Origin of the sequence: Aquimarina macrocephali JAMB N27 (assembly GCF_000520995.1) — a bacterium.
Taxonomy (GTDB): Bacteria; Bacteroidota; Bacteroidia; order Flavobacteriales; family Flavobacteriaceae; genus Aquimarina; species Aquimarina macrocephali.
Genome location: NZ_JACA01000022.1, coordinates 35,551 through 50,170 on the forward strand (window position 1 = coordinate 35,551; position 14,620 = coordinate 50,170).

A 14,620-nucleotide genomic window follows, 5' to 3' on the forward strand; every position below is an offset into this window, starting at 1 on the left:
CAAAAAAAGACGAAATTATATGACTAGTGATGATATTAATGAAATAATTAGGAGAAGACGATCTGTTTTTCCGGCACAATATAATGGGAAAGCTGTGCCCAAAGCATTGATTAAAATGGTATTGGAAAATGCAAATTGGGCTCCGACACATAAACTCACACAACCCTGGCGTTTTAAGGTGGTAGAAGGAGAAGCCAAAGATCGATTGGGTGCATTTTTATCAGATACATATACAGATATCACTTCTGATGAAGATTTTTCTCCGTTTAAGCATGCTAAAATTATTGATAAGTGTAAATCAGCTAGTGCGATAGTGGTAATATGTATGCAACGAGATCCAAAAGAGCGCATTCCTGAGTGGGAAGAAGTTGCATCAACTGCAATGGCGGTACAGAATATGTGGCTAACATGCACGGCAAACGATATTGGTTGCTATTGGAGCAGCCCTAAGTTAATCAACTATATGGGTGATTTTTTTGATTTTGAAGAAGGAGAGCGTTGTCTAGGTTTCTTTTATCTCGGGTATTATGATGAAGACGAGAAAAACACTTCAAAACGAGAACCGATAGAGAGTAAAGTACAATGGATAGAATAAAAAAACCATCCACATTGTGGATGGTTTTTATAAGTCATACGACTTATTGTATTTTAAAATACGACTACTGCTGAGTCATTTTTTTAGCAAGTTCTTGCATTTTTGCAGAACTAGCAGTCATATAGTCAGTCCACTTTTTAGCGTCATCACCAGATAATTTACCAGCAATATCACCAGCTTCTTTTCCAAGATCTGATCCTTTTTGAGCAAGTCCAGCAAAAGCAGTCATATCTTTGCTTTCTACGATTTTTGCATATTCAGCCATATAAGCTTCATATTTTTCAACGTATTTTTGTACATCAGCGTTGTCAAAATTAGGAACACCGTCAACAGCAGTTTCTACGGCTTCAGCAACTTCTTCAGCAGCTTCTTCTACTTTTTCTGCAACTTCTTCAACAGCTTCTTCTGCTGTATCAGCTGCTTCTTCTGCTTTATTAGCAGCGTCTTTACAAGAGATCACTGTTAAAAACACTAGAGCTAAAGCTCCTAAAAAAAATTTTTTCATAATAAATAGATATAGTTAATTTTGGTTACTTAACGCCAAATCTAATACTTTATTTTATCTATTCGAAATTTAAGATGGGTAAAAAATACACACTGGTTTTTATTATTTAGCCATTATATAAGCCTAAGTCCTTATTATGCTTGTAAACTAGGTGTTTATATAGGTGAAGATTTCTTAACCTTATAATATTATAGGCTGCTATTTTTCTCGGTTAAGTATTTCCAATAGCGTTTTGGAAGGTGTTGTTTATGTAATTTGTCGTTTTTACGGGATTTTATATTAACATTATTATAGTATGTTCCCCATAATTTTTGAAATTCGGTTTCATTCTTAGCAAGTACCTTTTCTGAAATACTGGTTGTTTTTTTAGAAAAGCCTTCTATAGTTACTGTTTCTACAGTGTTTAGATCGTAGTAAATACCATAATTTCTTTTAACATCATAGATAACCCATTGCTGATCGGCATAGCGATCTTTAAAATGATGAATGATTAGTGGTAAAACATTAAAATCTGGTTCAACAGTGGCAGTGTATATATTGTCATTGGTTAATTGAAAACGTACGAATGCTTCCATTCTGTGTTTTTCTCGACCCACCATTCTGGCAACCTGGCTAATTTTTAGAATATCTTTATTACTGAAATCAATATTTCTATTGTTTTTTTTGGTAAAAATGTTTTGCACATAACTCAATAATGTATTCTCCACGCCTTTGATTTCACTCAAAAATACTTTAAAGAAATCTTGTTGTTCATTACGGGTTGTTTTAGATTTAAACCCTTTCCATACTCTGGATGCTTTATGCTTCTCGGTAATAACTTCTTCTGTTATTGTAAATAGTTGAGTATTGGTTTCTGATTCTTTTCTAATAACTGCATCAGATATTTTTTGATCATATACCATAAAAATACAACTTAAAAACCCTTCAAAACTTCCATCATATAGTAATATCGTTTGCGGATTCATAAGTGTTGATATTAGGAGAAAAGACTTAATTGTTGATTAAAATATTTTTTATACTTGCTATTCGAGTTCTTTAGGATTTTGGATTTTAATGTATGAGGATCAAGGTCTTTATTATAAAAATCCTTAGAACTACAGGTGATAAAATATTGTGCTCTGTTTATGGCTATGCCAATAGCTTTGAGGTGAGACCAATCTAGGTTTCTAAATTTTCGGGCTTGTAATATTTTATATACTGATTGCATACCGATACCGGGAACTCTGGCTAATATCCTTTTGTCGGCCTTATTGATGTCAATAGGAAAGAGGTGTAGATTACGTAATGCCCAACTTAGTTTTGGATCAATATCTAAATCCAGGTTTTTGTATGTGTCATTCAATATTTCGTTAACAGAAAACCCATAAAATCTCAATAACCAATCGGTTTGGTAAAGACGGTTTTCTCTAAGGATAGGAACCTCAGTTCCTAAGGATGGTAAACGAGAGTCTGTCATAACAGGAATATATCCAGAGTAATATACTCGTCGCATATCAAATTTCTTATAGTAATAGGTGGCAGAATACATGATATCTCGATCACTCTCACCAGTTGCTCCAATGATCATTTGGGTACTTTGCCCTGCTGGAGCATATTTGGGAGTGTTCTTTATAGTTTTACGCTCTGCTTTATATTGAATGATTTCATTTTTAACCTTTTGCATAGGCTTTATGAAATCCTCATGTTTTTTATCTGGTGCCAAAAGTTTTAATCCGGATTTAGTGGGAATTTCAATGTTCACACTTAATCGATCTGCATATAATCCCGCCTCACGCATCAATTCATCACTTGCGCCAGGAATGGATTTGAGGTGGATATAACCATTAAAATTCTCTTCTAACCTAAGTTTTTTGGCCACAGCAACTAATCGTTCCATGGTGAAATCTGAATTTTTAAATATCCCAGAGCTTAGAAATAGCCCTTCTATATAATTTCTTCTATAAAAATTAATAGTTAGATCAACTACTTCCTGAATTTTGAAAGCAGCTCTTTGGATATCATTACTTTTTCTGGTAATACAATAGGCACAATCATAAATGCAGTGATTAGTAAGCAAAATTTTTAATAAAGAAACGCAGCGCCCATCTTCTGTATAACTATGACAAATTCCGAAACCTGTATTATTTCCTAATCCTTTTTTAGTATTGGCTCTTTTACCTCCGCTACTGGCGCATGAAACATCATATTTTGCGGCATCTGCCAAAATGGAGAGTTTTTGACGTATTCGCTCAAACGACATAGATGCATTCTGTAGAGGTTTTTATTTGATTTTTTACAGTTCTTATTATTTCTTCTATATCAGTCAATATTTGATAATCTGTAAATCTAAGAACGGTAATTCCTAATGAAGAAATAAATAACTTTTTTGGTGCATCTAAGTTGTGGATATCCGAGAACTCGTGTGCATAACTGTCAATTTCAATAGCAATTTTTGATGTAGTACAATAAAAATCAAAATTGTAATTTTTCACGGCCTTATTTCTAAGAAAATGAAACCCTTTTTCTGTGAGTTTTTGATGAAGTTGATCTATAGTTGTAATAGAACTATCGAGTGAATGTCTAATGATTTTCTCTGATACTTTTTGGTATAAAGGAATGGTTTGTGAAGACATAGTAGATGTATTTAGTTGTAATTTTTCCAAATTTATGGAATTTTTCCATAAATATTAAAATAAAATTATGTTAAAATTGGAAATATTCCAAAATCTTGTATCTTTGCTACTAATTATCCCAGGTCACAGCACCATTTTTATATGATAATACTATTAAAATTTCGATTTTATGGATAATTCAACCAACCAAACCATAAAGCGTTTTAAACAAATTCGCGAGGAAAATCATTATACCCAATCTGATTTTGCTAAAGTTTTGCAGATTAAAAACTCTACAGCTGATATAGAAAGGGGTAAGACCAAGATTTCAGGAAAAGTTGTAGCCAGATTATTGCAGGAATTCAATATTAATCCCTTGTGGTTGTTTGGAGAGAGTACTCAAAAGAAAATACAATTACACCTGGGTGATGTATCTCCAAAAGTTGTTACTATAGATTCTCAGAATAATGAAAATATAGTTTTGGTAAATGTAAAAGCCGCAGCAGGATATCCTCATAATGTTCAGGATTTAGACTGGTATCAGCAATTACCTGCATTTGATATTCCTTTACCAGAATATAGAAATGCTACATATCGTGGTTTTCAGGTAGAAGGGGATAGTATGCTGCCATTACTAGAACCCAAAGAATGGGTGATTGGTAAAGCGGTAAATAACCTTTCTGAAGTGAGTAATAATACAATTTGCGTAATCGTTTTAGAAGATAGTGTAGTGGTAAAGAAAATCAGAAAAAATAAAGATGCTTCTATAATAACGTTAATCTCTTTAAATTCTGAGTACTTACCATATACCATTCAAACACATCAAATAGTTGAGCTTTGGGAAATAAATAGTAAGTTAAGCTTCAATATTGATGCTAATTCTGATACGGCTAGTATGAAACAGCTACAAGAGGCGATGCTGGAATTAACCTCTGAGGTGAGAAGTATGAAACACTAATTTATGAACCCAGACTCTTGTGCGTGTTTGATAGCTTCATCATAAGTGTGAACAAGAAGAATAGGAGAGGCAGTAAAAGAATGTATAATCTTTTTAATTCGGTTTTCTTTTCGGCGATGCTTTACGTTTCTTAAGTAAATGGCTAAAATACGACCACGATATTGCTCTGCAATTTTAGTATAAATATCGGCATCTTTTTCTCCGCTATCTCCAATAAGAATAAATTTAAGATGTGGATACATCGTTAAAAGATTTACAATTTCGGACTGCTTATGAGGAACTTTAGGTTTTGGTGTTTTATCAAATGGTGTTCTAAAATCTCTAAGTAAAATTGGACCTTTTGGGAAATGATGTTTGTTAAAAAACGCACTTAGATAATCATACAAATTCCACGGACTATTACTTACATAAAAAAACGGATTAACAGGTGATTCTTTTGTGCCCAGATGTAATTTTTTGCAAAATTTCACCGTGCCTTCTATTGCAGTTCTTTTATCAAAGTTTTTGAAAAGTGTATTAGCAATAACTCTCCATTTAAATAATGAAGCGACACCTGTATGTATAATAGTATCATCGATATCACTTATAATTGCGAATTCTGCATGATCTGAAGGGACAAGCATTTGGCTTTTAAATATATTTTTATTGCTTATTTCTTTACGTGTATCTTCTTTTTTGTAGGATACACTATACGAAATCCAACCTTTTTCATTTATGTATTTAGAAAGCGCAGGGATATCGAGTTCCAGGTTGTAATACCCTTCGAGGTCTGTATTTGTTTCTATAACTTGTCCATCGGGTAATTTTAGTTCTATCTTGATGTTCCGGATTTCATCACTTTCAAGTTGTCTGTAAATATTCCGTAAGGTTTTAAATATATTTTGATTTGTACTAAAATCAATGTTTTCATCTTCAAGAGCTCTTCCTGTTGCACGAAAAATGGAATTTGTGCCGTAACCAAGGTAAGTATTGATACGTAAAGCTTTTTTCTTAAACATAAAAAATATAAATTTTAGTAATTTGCTTATGCTTCGTTTGGTATAATTTTATGTATTAGTCGTAGTTATTTAGTTTTTTTACTAAGAGATATCATAAAAATAAACAACCTCGCCCAAAGAGCGAGGTTGTCTTATACATTAATTTTAGGATTCTTATTTTATAGAAGCTTTAATTGCTTCAATTTCTGCTTTTACTTCAGCTTCTGATCCTTTTAATTCTTTTATATCACGTTTTACTTTTCCTTCTTCAGAAGTTTCTATGGTAACAGTAGCAGTTGCTAACTCACCTTCCATATTCATACGAACTTCAATTTTCTTTTCAGAAGCATTATTCATTGATTGTGTCACTTCTATAGTATTAGTTGCAACAGCAGTTTCAGAAGTGTGTCCTCCTAAAATAGGAGCAATTACCAGTCCTATAAGGCATGTTAATTTAATTAAAATGTTCATCGATGGACCAGAGGTATCTTTAAATGGATCTCCAACAGTATCACCTGTTACTGCAGCTTTATGAGCATCAGAACCTTTAAATGTCATTTCTCCGTTGATTTCGACACCGGCTTCAAATGATTTTTTAGCATTATCCCAGGCACCACCTGCATTGTTTTGGAAAATAGCCCATAACACACCACTCACAGTAACTCCTGCCATATATCCTCCTAGCATTTCTGCAATGGCTTTAGTATCCATACCAAAAATCATTGGAATGAAAGCTATTACTAGTGGGAATCCAATAGTCAATAAACCGGGTAACATCATTTCTCTTAAAGATGCTTTAGTAGAAATAGCTACACATTTATCATATTCTGGTTTTCCTGTTCCTTCCATGATTCCTGCTATATCTTTAAACTGGCGACGTACTTCTTGTACCATTTCCATAGCAGCTTTTCCTACAGCATTCATTGCTAAAGCAGAGAATACTACTGGCACCATACCTCCAACAAATAACATTGCTAATACAGGTGCTTTGAAAATATTAATTCCGTCAATTCCTGTGAAGGTAACATAAGCGGCAAATAAGGCTAAAGATGTTAGCGCAGCAGAAGCAATAGCAAATCCTTTTCCTGTTGCTGCTGTTGTGTTTCCTACAGAATCTAGTATATCTGTTCGTTCTCTTACTATTGGCTCCTGTTCGCTCATTTCTGCGATCCCACCAGCATTATCAGATATTGGTCCAAAAGCATCAATAGCTAATTGCATAGCTGTAGTAGCCATCATCGCAGAGGCTGCTAGTGCAACTCCATAAAACCCTGCAAAGGCATAAGATGCCCAAATAGCTCCTGCAAATAATAATACAGAAGGGAATGTAGAAATCATCCCGGTTGCTAAACCAGCAATAATGTTTGTTCCAGCACCTGTGCTTGATTGTTGTACAATTTTAAGGATAGGTGACTTACCTAGCCCAGTATAATATTCGGTTACAGAAGAGATTACTGCTCCCACTAATAAACCTACTAAAGTTGCATAAAAAACTCTCATCGAAGAGATCTCAACAAGACCTTCACCAAAGAATTCCATTTTCATTGTTTCGGGAAGCATCCATTTACATAATGCAAAACAGGCTACTGCTACTAAAATAATTGATGTCCAGTTACCAATATTAAGTGCTCCCATTACTTGAGCTTCTTTGGCATCGTTACTTTTAATTTTGACAAGCATCGTACCTATTACAGAGATGATAATTCCAACACCTGCAATTGCCATTGGCAATAAGATTGGTCCAATACCCCCAAAAACATCTGTAATAGAACCTCCCATATCTTTGATCACATAGTTACCTAATACCATAGCTGCAAGGACAGTTGCTACATAAGATCCAAATAAATCGGCACCCATACCAGCAACATCACCTACATTATCACCTACATTATCTGCAATGGTAGCAGGGTTACGTGGATCATCTTCTGGGATACCAGCTTCTACTTTACCAACCAAATCTGCTCCTACATCTGCTGCTTTGGTATAAATACCTCCACCAACACGAGCAAATAGTGCAATAGATTCTGCTCCTAAAGAAAATCCGGCTAAGGTTTCTAAAACGATAGTCATTTTATCGGCAGAAGTCCATTCACCTCCCATAAAGACATTATAAAATATGATAAAGAAAGTTGTTAATCCCAATACTGCTAATCCTGCAACACCAAGTCCCATTACCGTACCACCACCAAAAGAAATTTTAAGTGCATTTGGTAAACTAGTACGAGCTGCTTGGGTAGTTCTAACATTTGTCTTGGTAGCAATTTTCATCCCTATGTTTCCAGCAAAGGCAGAGAATACTGCTCCAAAAATAAAAGCGATCACAATCAACCAGTGTGTTGTGTCTACTACTATAGAAACTATAAATAATAAAACACTTACTATTACCACGAATATTGCAAGTAATTTGTATTCTGCATTTAAGAAAGCTAAAGCACCTTCATAAATATGATCCGAAATTTCTTTCATTTTACCATCACCTGCATCTTGTTTCATTACCCAAGATTTTTTGATAAGCATATAAACTAGCCCTAGTAATGCCAAAACAATGGGCATATAAATCATATTCGATTCCATTAAATATATTTTAAGTTAATTCGTCGCTAAAAGTAGTAAAAATACCCTAAATACAAAAGGATAGTTAGATGGCAATAATTTTAAATAATTGATCGTACGAAAAATGAAAAAAACTACTGTTTTCGGGGGAGTAAATTATGATTGTGATGCTCTATTTTTGTGTAAGTTTAAAAAAGAAAGATAGATGTATGATTTTATATTTTTATAGAACTGCGTTTCTGATAGTGTTTTATAGTATTTTTTTTATAAATTCTTCAAATGCTCAATATGCATTTGAAAAACATTCTGCACCATTCTACAAAACATATAATACGTGGAAAGAATATGATAAGATAGCCACTAAAGGAACCTATGATTGTACTTTATCGATAGATCAATTTTTTGATAATAAAGATAGTTTAACGATCCAATTAACCTGGTTCGCTGCCCAAATCGATTTTGGGATGATTCGTATTTTTCGCAATAAAAGGCAAATTCAAAAAATGAAACAATCAGGTTCATTTTCTCCTTTAACTATGAAAGGAGGACTTGTTATGGTGTCGGATATTAATGGTGATGGGTATAAAGATGTAAAGATGATACAACAAGGTACAGGAAACGGAGTGATGGGTATGCTCGTTAAGGTCTTGTATTTATTTCAAAAAAATGATGCATTATTTCAAAAAATATCTTTTGATGATATGGTGTTTGAGGAGCATCGAGCAGAAAGAGATGTTGATGATGATGGTAATCATGAAATCATAACAATGAATCTGGAGCATGCTAATGGACACAGTTATTGGGCTTATAATGTTTTTGAGTATAGTGATGAGAGTTTAAGAAATGTAAATTTTAAAGTAGATTATCCAATTCTTATTCAGTATACATACAAAAGAAATTATGAAATTACTCAACATATGAGTATGCTTCAAATGAAAAAGTATGAAAGAGAATTTCCTTCTGAGTATGATGTAAAATAAAAAGCATGGGGTTTTCTTTTAAAGAAAACCCCATGCTTTTTAAAGTTCTTAAAACTGATATTTAGTAAATACTAAATAATCCTTTTGGTTTGTTTTCTAGTTCATCAAAACGTTTAACACAGGCCTTGATAATATCTTTAGCTTCATCGATATTACCCCATCCACCTACATCAACTTTTTTTCGCTCTAAATCTTTATATACCTGAAAAAAGTGTTCTATTTCTTTTATTAAATGAGGATTCATTTCTTTTAGATCGGCAAGTCGGCTTGCAATAGGGTCAGAAACAGGAACACATATGATTTTTTCGTCAGGTCCTTTTTCATCTGCCATATGAAAAACACCAATAGGTTTAACTTCCATTACACAACCAGGAAATGTTGGTTCTGTAACTAACACTAAAACATCTAGAGGATCTCCATCTAAAGCCAGAGTTTCAGGAATAAATCCATAATCTGCCGGATACATCATAGAGGAAAAGATCATACGATCATATCTGATTTTTTTTATATCAAAATCGTACTCGTATTTATTTCTACTTCCTTTTGGTATTTCAATTAGTACGTCAAAGCTTTCTTTAGTAGCTGTACTCATAATTCTATTCTCTTTTTAATGGGCGGCAAATATAGGTATTACAAGGGGTTAGTTAAAATTTATAAAGAAAAATTATTACTTTTTTAGTTAAATCTTAATATTGTGATGAACTAAAAGGTTTTTAGATAAAAATACACGGTAACAATACAGAAAAATATAATGATTGTATGATGCAATCGATGTTTTTAAACCAGTATACAGTAATCTTTTTCTAGAAATAAAATCCAAAAGATCCGGTAACTCCAAATTTACGAGCATCTGGATTATCGAAATAGTTCCCTCTAAAATGAAAATCTATTCTGAAAACCTTAAAAATATTCCCTACACCCAAACTATATTCCCAATAAATTTCGTCATTTGGAGCTCCTACACTTTGTAAAAACCCTGAAGCATCGATTGCGATGTTTTCATTAGATAACTCTCCCCAAACACCTCTTATACCAACCAATTCTCTAAGATTTAGTTTCCTTAGTAACGGGATTCTAGAAAATATTCTACCATTAAAATTATGTTCTAAGTGAAGAGAGGTATAAGTATCTGTAACAAATTCATAATAGTTTAATAATGGAAAAGTATTATATATTGAAAGATAAGTTTGATTTCCTGGGATAACACTTAACAAGCCTAAAGGGACTTCGCCAAATGTTTTTCCAACTTCCAGTGAGCTGTTTAATACACCGAAACCTCCAATGTTCCATGGTTGTCGGTAGAAAAATTGTAATTTTTGATATTCAAAATCACTTTCTATTAAACCCTTTACACCAACACTATAATTTAAAAATAGAGTTGAAAAATCCCCATCATTTACAACAATTCTATCTACACCATATCCTGTAGTTTTCCTACCTGGTGTATATGTAATTTGTGTTGCTATTTCGGTTTGTTTGATCTGAGTACGTAATTCATTGGTTTCGGGATCAAGAAAATCTAAGCTAAATAATGAACGATCTGCTGGTTTTAAAGTTCTATAGGATCCTGTGACTCCAATTGTTAGGTTTTTTTTGGGTTCTATTTGCATAGAAAAAGCAGACAGATTGATAGATGTAAGTCTATCATTATCTCCAGTAGCAATAACAGAAGAGGAGGCCAGACTTCTCCCTTCAACATTATTAGTATTGGTTAGACTGGCACCAAGTTGCTCTACATCTCGTCGGTTTCCGGCAGCTACGATAAGTCTTGATTTTCGATCGACAAGATATTTTCCTGAAATCCCATATTTAAACTTATTGTCTTTAAAACCGTAAGCACCATATCCTTCGATACGCCATCTATCATTAGAAGTAAAATAGGTTCTACCACCTGCTCTAAGTCTAAACCCTTCAATATCATTAAATCCAATAGTATTAAAAAGTGGTCCAAAATCAAAACCATTAAACTCTACGTACCCCGAAGCTAATATGGTTCCAATATTATAAAGGCGTTTAAAAGCTTTTACCGTTTTAAGAGTGTCGAGCAGTTTGTAAACTTTTTCTTCATCTTTATTAAGTTTTTCCATTCTGGCATTAGCCCAGAAAGAATCCTCCCTATTATAAATGTCTTGATTATATGGATCTACTTGGCTTTGATAGAATTTGTTGTCCTTTTTTATGTCAAATTTATAATTGTCATATAAAGTTGTTCTTTTACCATATACTCCGCGTGATTTTTCTTTCTTACTAAAAGCGAAATCAGACTGAAAGTAATCTTTTGTAATTAGAAAAATAGAATCATTTAGCACATCGAACTCTTGTTCGATATATAAATCTTTTACCCAGTTAATATTGGCACTCTTTGTAACTTCTAAGTTTATTTCTTTAATAGCCCATGTAGTATCATTTACCCAAAAATCGCCTTTAAAAGTCAATTCGTTTTTTCTTCTGGGGTAGTATATGATATTATAACACCATTTGTTGCCTATATAGGCACTATCTGTTAAGACATAATTATATACGCTAATCCCGGTTCGAGATAGTGGACTGGTAAAGCTTTTGTCAAAGAATTTTAAATAATTTTCATAGACATCGTAATCAGAGTACAGATCTTTAACAAATGCAATTAAAGTTTGATTATCACTAAATCCGGCATTTTTATTTCCTGCTAGTACTTCTTTCTCTTGATTGATTATATTATCACCATATACTTTAGAAAGAGCTTCATTAAGAAAAATAGGTAAATAGGTTTTTCCGGTTATTCTCGACGTATCTACATCATCAAAAATAAATTCCATACCATTAAAAATCCTACTATTGACCAAAGCACTATCAATAGTGTTGAGGTCAAATTCTAATTTTTCATATTTATCATAGGTATATTGTTTAAACTTCTTAACTCCATTTTCCCGTCTATTTTTCCAGATTTTTCTTAGAATATCAATAGCGGGATTATTCTTTTTAGAAGTTTTTCCTTTGTAAATAACAACTTCATCCAATGCAGCGGCTTCCTCTTCGAGGATGATTTCCATCTTATAAGTAACCCGCTTGGTTAGCTTTATAGTTTTGGTTTTAAAACCAATAAACGAAACTTTGACATTAGAATAATTGTTGTCGGATTCCATATAGAACCTACCATTTTCATCGGTTATGGTACCTATAGTAGAATTTGCAAATACAATATTAGCAAAAGGAACAGGTTGCTTATTATTATCATAAACCTGGCCACCAATTTTAGTTTGTGAATAAAGAAATGTACCGCTACATAAAGTAAAAAGTATTCCTGAAATCAAATGTCTCATCTAAAATTATTAAGATTAATACTTGTGATAATTAGTGGATCACCTCAATTTTTGGGCCATTTTTGTATTTGATGGTGTTCCGAAAACTGATGAAACGCAAAATAAAGGAGTTCATTTTATTTATACATCACTTTTTTAACAGCTTTAACAACATCTTTACTGTTTGGTAACCATTCTTCTAATAATTGAGGAGAATATGGAGTTGGTGTATCTGCTGTATTGATTTTTACAATGGGTGCATCTAGATAGTCGAAGATATTGGATTGCACCTGATATGTGATTTCTGAAGAAATATTAGCTAAAGGCCAAGCTTCTTCAAGAACAATTAATCGATTTGTTTTTTTGACAGAAGTAAATATAGCATCCAGATCTAAAGGACGAACAGTTCTTAAATCTATAATTTCACAGGAAATATTTTCTTTAGCTAATTCATCTGCTGCTTTATAAGCTTCTTTGATAATTTTTCCAAATGAAACAATGGTAACATCATTACCTTCTCTCTTAGTTTCTGCTACTCCAAGAGGAATTGTAAATTCACCTTCTGGTACTTCACCTTTATCACCATACATTTGTTCACTTTCCATAAAGATAACGGGATCGTTATCTCTAATAGCAGATTTTAATAACCCTTTGGCGTCTTTTGGATTTGAAGGAACCACTACTTTTAATCCTGGTGTGTTAGCAAACCAATTTTCAAAAGCTTGTGAGTGTGTAGCTCCTAATTGACCTGCAGAAGCAGTAGGGCCTCTAAAAACAATAGGAATGTTAAATTGACCACCACTCATTTGGCGCATTTTTGCAGCGTTATTAATGATTTGATCTATTCCGACCAATGAAAAATTAAACGTCATGAATTCGATAATTGGTCGATTACCATTCATGGCACTTCCAACACCAATACCAGCAAAACCTAATTCAGAGATAGGAGTGTCAAGAACTCTATCTGGGCCAAACTCGTCCAGCATGCCTTTACTCGCTTTATACGCTCCGTTATATTCTGCAACTTCTTCACCCATTAAATATATGGATTCATCTCGTCGCATTTCTTCAGTCATTGCTTCGCAAATTGCTTCTCTGAATTGTATGGTTTTCATGTGCTTCTTTTTATTGTTTTTAGTCGACACTGTTTATTTTTGGAATTAAAATTATCCGTATATGTAACACTTAATGATAATTTAAATTCTACTAATTTTATTTTAAAAAAATATTTTGTGCCATAACGAAGGCAAAAGTAGCAATTAAAACCCTTTGATAGGGGTTGAATATTGAAAAAATTTATTATGCGCGCATAATAAATTATACTTTTTATTTGTACCTTCGCTTTTATTATTAAATTCTCAAAAAATACATATATAAAATGAAAATATTAGTTTGTATTAGCCATGTGCCAGACACAACTTCCAAAATTAATTTTACGGATGGAGATACTAAGTTTGATACCAATGGAGTGCAATTTGTAATTAATCCTAATGATGAATTTGGATTAACTCGTGCAATGTGGTTTAAAGAAAAGCAAGGAGCATCTGTAGATGTTGCAAATGTTGGTGGTCCAGAGACAGAGCCTACTTTGCGTAAAGCTTTGGCGATTGGTGCAGATAATGCTATTAGAGTAAATACTGAAGCTACAGATGGTTTTTATGTTGCTCGACAATTAGCAAAAGTTATACAGGATGGTGGTTATGATCTAGTTATTGCTGGTAGAGAATCTATTGATTATAATGGAGGTATGGTGCCTGGGATGATTTCTGCTCTTACAGGTGCTAATTTTGTAAATACATGCATCGGTTTAGAAGTCGAAGGAGATACGGCAACAGTTACTCGCGAAATTGATGGAGGGAAAGAAACTTCTACAGCTAAATTACCTTTAATCGTTGGCGGACAAAAAGGACTGGTAGAAGAAAGTGATTTGCGTATTCCGAATATGAGAGGAATTATGATGGCCCGTAAAAAACCACTTACCGTAGTAGAGCCAATTGAAGCAGATCAGGGAACAAAAGCTGTTCAATTTCAAAAACCAACTCCAAAAGGAGAGGTAACATTAGTAGCTCCTGATAATGTAGATCAATTGGTTGCATTATTACACAACGAGGCTAAGGTGATTTAATTGAAGACTAAATCATTCCGAATTCCTTTCGGAGTCTTTTGAAAATTAACAAAAC

Annotated in this window: 13 protein-coding genes; 4 read left to right on the forward strand and 9 right to left on the reverse strand. The window is 33.2% G+C overall.

Annotated elements, in window-relative coordinates; all coding sequences use genetic code 11:
* Window positions 1–19 precede the first annotated feature (19 nt).
* Window positions 20–595, forward strand: coding sequence for a nitroreductase family protein (locus Z054_RS0113470; RefSeq protein WP_035091922.1), 576 nt, complete (start codon window positions 20–22; stop codon window positions 593–595).
* Window positions 596–659: 64 nt separating this feature from the next.
* On the opposite strand, the gene Z054_RS32140 is transcribed toward Z054_RS0113470, so the two are convergent.
* From Z054_RS32140 to Z054_RS0113490, 4 genes are all read right to left on the reverse strand, one after another.
* Window positions 660–1,100 (reverse strand): hypothetical protein, encoded by a 441-nt coding sequence (locus Z054_RS32140; RefSeq protein WP_024770584.1) that lies wholly within the window; start codon window positions 1,098–1,100, stop codon window positions 660–662.
* Window positions 1,101–1,288: 188 nt separating this feature from the next.
* Window positions 1,289–2,065 carry a TIGR03915 family putative DNA repair protein gene (locus tag Z054_RS0113480; RefSeq protein ID WP_024770585.1) on the reverse strand — a complete coding sequence of 259 codons (777 nt, stop codon included), beginning with the start codon at window positions 2,063–2,065 and terminating at the stop codon, window positions 1,289–1,291.
* 11 nt (window positions 2,066–2,076) lie between these two features.
* A complete protein-coding gene (locus Z054_RS0113485) occupies window positions 2,077–3,339 on the reverse strand; it encodes a putative DNA modification/repair radical SAM protein (RefSeq protein ID WP_024770586.1) in 1,263 nt (420 codons plus the stop codon).
* Complete coding sequence (locus tag Z054_RS0113490) at window positions 3,329–3,742, reverse strand: endonuclease domain-containing protein (RefSeq protein ID WP_152538554.1); 414 nt, start codon at window positions 3,740–3,742, stop codon at window positions 3,329–3,331. Before Z054_RS0113490 ends, Z054_RS0113485 begins: the two co-directional genes overlap by 11 nt.
* A gap of 139 nt (window positions 3,743–3,881) precedes the next feature.
* Between Z054_RS0113490 and Z054_RS0113495 the strand changes: the two genes are divergently transcribed.
* Entirely contained in the window at window positions 3,882–4,649 is a 768-nt protein-coding gene (locus Z054_RS0113495) for an XRE family transcriptional regulator (protein WP_024770588.1), read from the forward strand.
* Here Z054_RS0113495 and Z054_RS0113500 read toward each other — a convergent pair.
* Together Z054_RS0113500 and Z054_RS0113505 are read right to left on the reverse strand one after the other, a co-directional pair.
* Window positions 4,646–5,647, reverse strand: coding sequence for an App1 family protein (locus Z054_RS0113500; protein ID WP_035091924.1), 1,002 nt, complete (start codon window positions 5,645–5,647; stop codon window positions 4,646–4,648). The genes Z054_RS0113495 and Z054_RS0113500 overlap by 4 nt on opposite strands.
* Before the next feature lie 153 nt (window positions 5,648–5,800).
* Window positions 5,801–8,200, reverse strand: a complete 2,400-nt coding sequence (locus Z054_RS0113505; protein WP_024770590.1) for a sodium-translocating pyrophosphatase — start codon at window positions 8,198–8,200, stop codon at window positions 5,801–5,803.
* A gap of 188 nt (window positions 8,201–8,388) precedes the next feature.
* Here Z054_RS0113505 and Z054_RS0113510 point away from each other — a divergent pair, with 188 nt between their 5' ends.
* Window positions 8,389–9,159, forward strand: a complete 771-nt coding sequence (locus Z054_RS0113510; RefSeq protein WP_024770591.1) for a hypothetical protein — start codon at window positions 8,389–8,391, stop codon at window positions 9,157–9,159.
* A 61-nt stretch (window positions 9,160–9,220) separates the two neighbouring features.
* On the opposite strand, the gene Z054_RS0113515 is transcribed toward Z054_RS0113510, so the two are convergent.
* From Z054_RS0113515 to Z054_RS0113525, 3 genes are all read right to left on the reverse strand, one after another.
* The gene (locus Z054_RS0113515) at window positions 9,221–9,751 is read right to left on the reverse strand and encodes an inorganic diphosphatase (protein WP_024770592.1); all 531 of its coding nucleotides are present in this window, start codon (window positions 9,749–9,751) and stop codon (window positions 9,221–9,223) included.
* Window positions 9,752–9,962: 211 nt separating this feature from the next.
* Window positions 9,963–12,461 carry a DUF5686 and carboxypeptidase-like regulatory domain-containing protein gene (locus Z054_RS0113520; protein WP_024770593.1) on the reverse strand — a complete coding sequence of 833 codons (2,499 nt, stop codon included), beginning with the start codon at window positions 12,459–12,461 and terminating at the stop codon, window positions 9,963–9,965.
* 116 nt (window positions 12,462–12,577) lie between these two features.
* Window positions 12,578–13,585, reverse strand: coding sequence for a pyruvate dehydrogenase complex E1 component subunit beta (locus tag Z054_RS0113525; protein WP_262482435.1), 1,008 nt, complete (start codon window positions 13,583–13,585; stop codon window positions 12,578–12,580).
* A gap of 233 nt (window positions 13,586–13,818) precedes the next feature.
* Here Z054_RS0113525 and Z054_RS0113530 point away from each other — a divergent pair, with 233 nt between their 5' ends.
* Window positions 13,819–14,565, forward strand: coding sequence for an electron transfer flavoprotein subunit beta/FixA family protein (locus Z054_RS0113530; protein ID WP_024770595.1), 747 nt, complete (start codon window positions 13,819–13,821; stop codon window positions 14,563–14,565).
* The last annotated feature ends 55 nt before the right edge of the window (window positions 14,566–14,620 follow it).

Bases quoted from the DNA above. Each gene is read 5' to 3' on its own strand.
- Z054_RS0113495 (WP_024770588.1), top strand. From the start codon at position 3,882: ATGGATAATTCAACCAACCAAACCATAAAGCGTTTTAAACAAATTCGC.
- Z054_RS0113510 (WP_024770591.1), top strand. From the start codon at position 8,389: ATGATTTTATATTTTTATAGAACTGCGTTTCTGATAGTGTTTTATAGT.
- Z054_RS0113470 (WP_035091922.1), top strand. From the start codon at position 20: ATGACTAGTGATGATATTAATGAAATAATTAGGAGAAGACGATCTGTT.
- Z054_RS0113500 (WP_035091924.1), bottom strand. From the start codon at position 5,647: ATGTTTAAGAAAAAAGCTTTACGTATCAATACTTACCTTGGTTACGGC.
- Z054_RS0113480 (WP_024770585.1), bottom strand. From the start codon at position 2,065: ATGAATCCGCAAACGATATTACTATATGATGGAAGTTTTGAAGGGTTT.
- Z054_RS0113530 (WP_024770595.1), top strand. From the start codon at position 13,819: ATGAAAATATTAGTTTGTATTAGCCATGTGCCAGACACAACTTCCAAA.
- Z054_RS0113485 (WP_024770586.1), bottom strand. From the start codon at position 3,339: ATGTCGTTTGAGCGAATACGTCAAAAACTCTCCATTTTGGCAGATGCC.
- Z054_RS32140 (WP_024770584.1), bottom strand. From the start codon at position 1,100: ATGAAAAAATTTTTTTTAGGAGCTTTAGCTCTAGTGTTTTTAACAGTG.
- Z054_RS0113520 (WP_024770593.1), bottom strand. From the start codon at position 12,461: ATGAGACATTTGATTTCAGGAATACTTTTTACTTTATGTAGCGGTACA.
- Z054_RS0113505 (WP_024770590.1), bottom strand. From the start codon at position 8,200: ATGGAATCGAATATGATTTATATGCCCATTGTTTTGGCATTACTAGGG.
- Z054_RS0113515 (WP_024770592.1), bottom strand. From the start codon at position 9,751: ATGAGTACAGCTACTAAAGAAAGCTTTGACGTACTAATTGAAATACCA.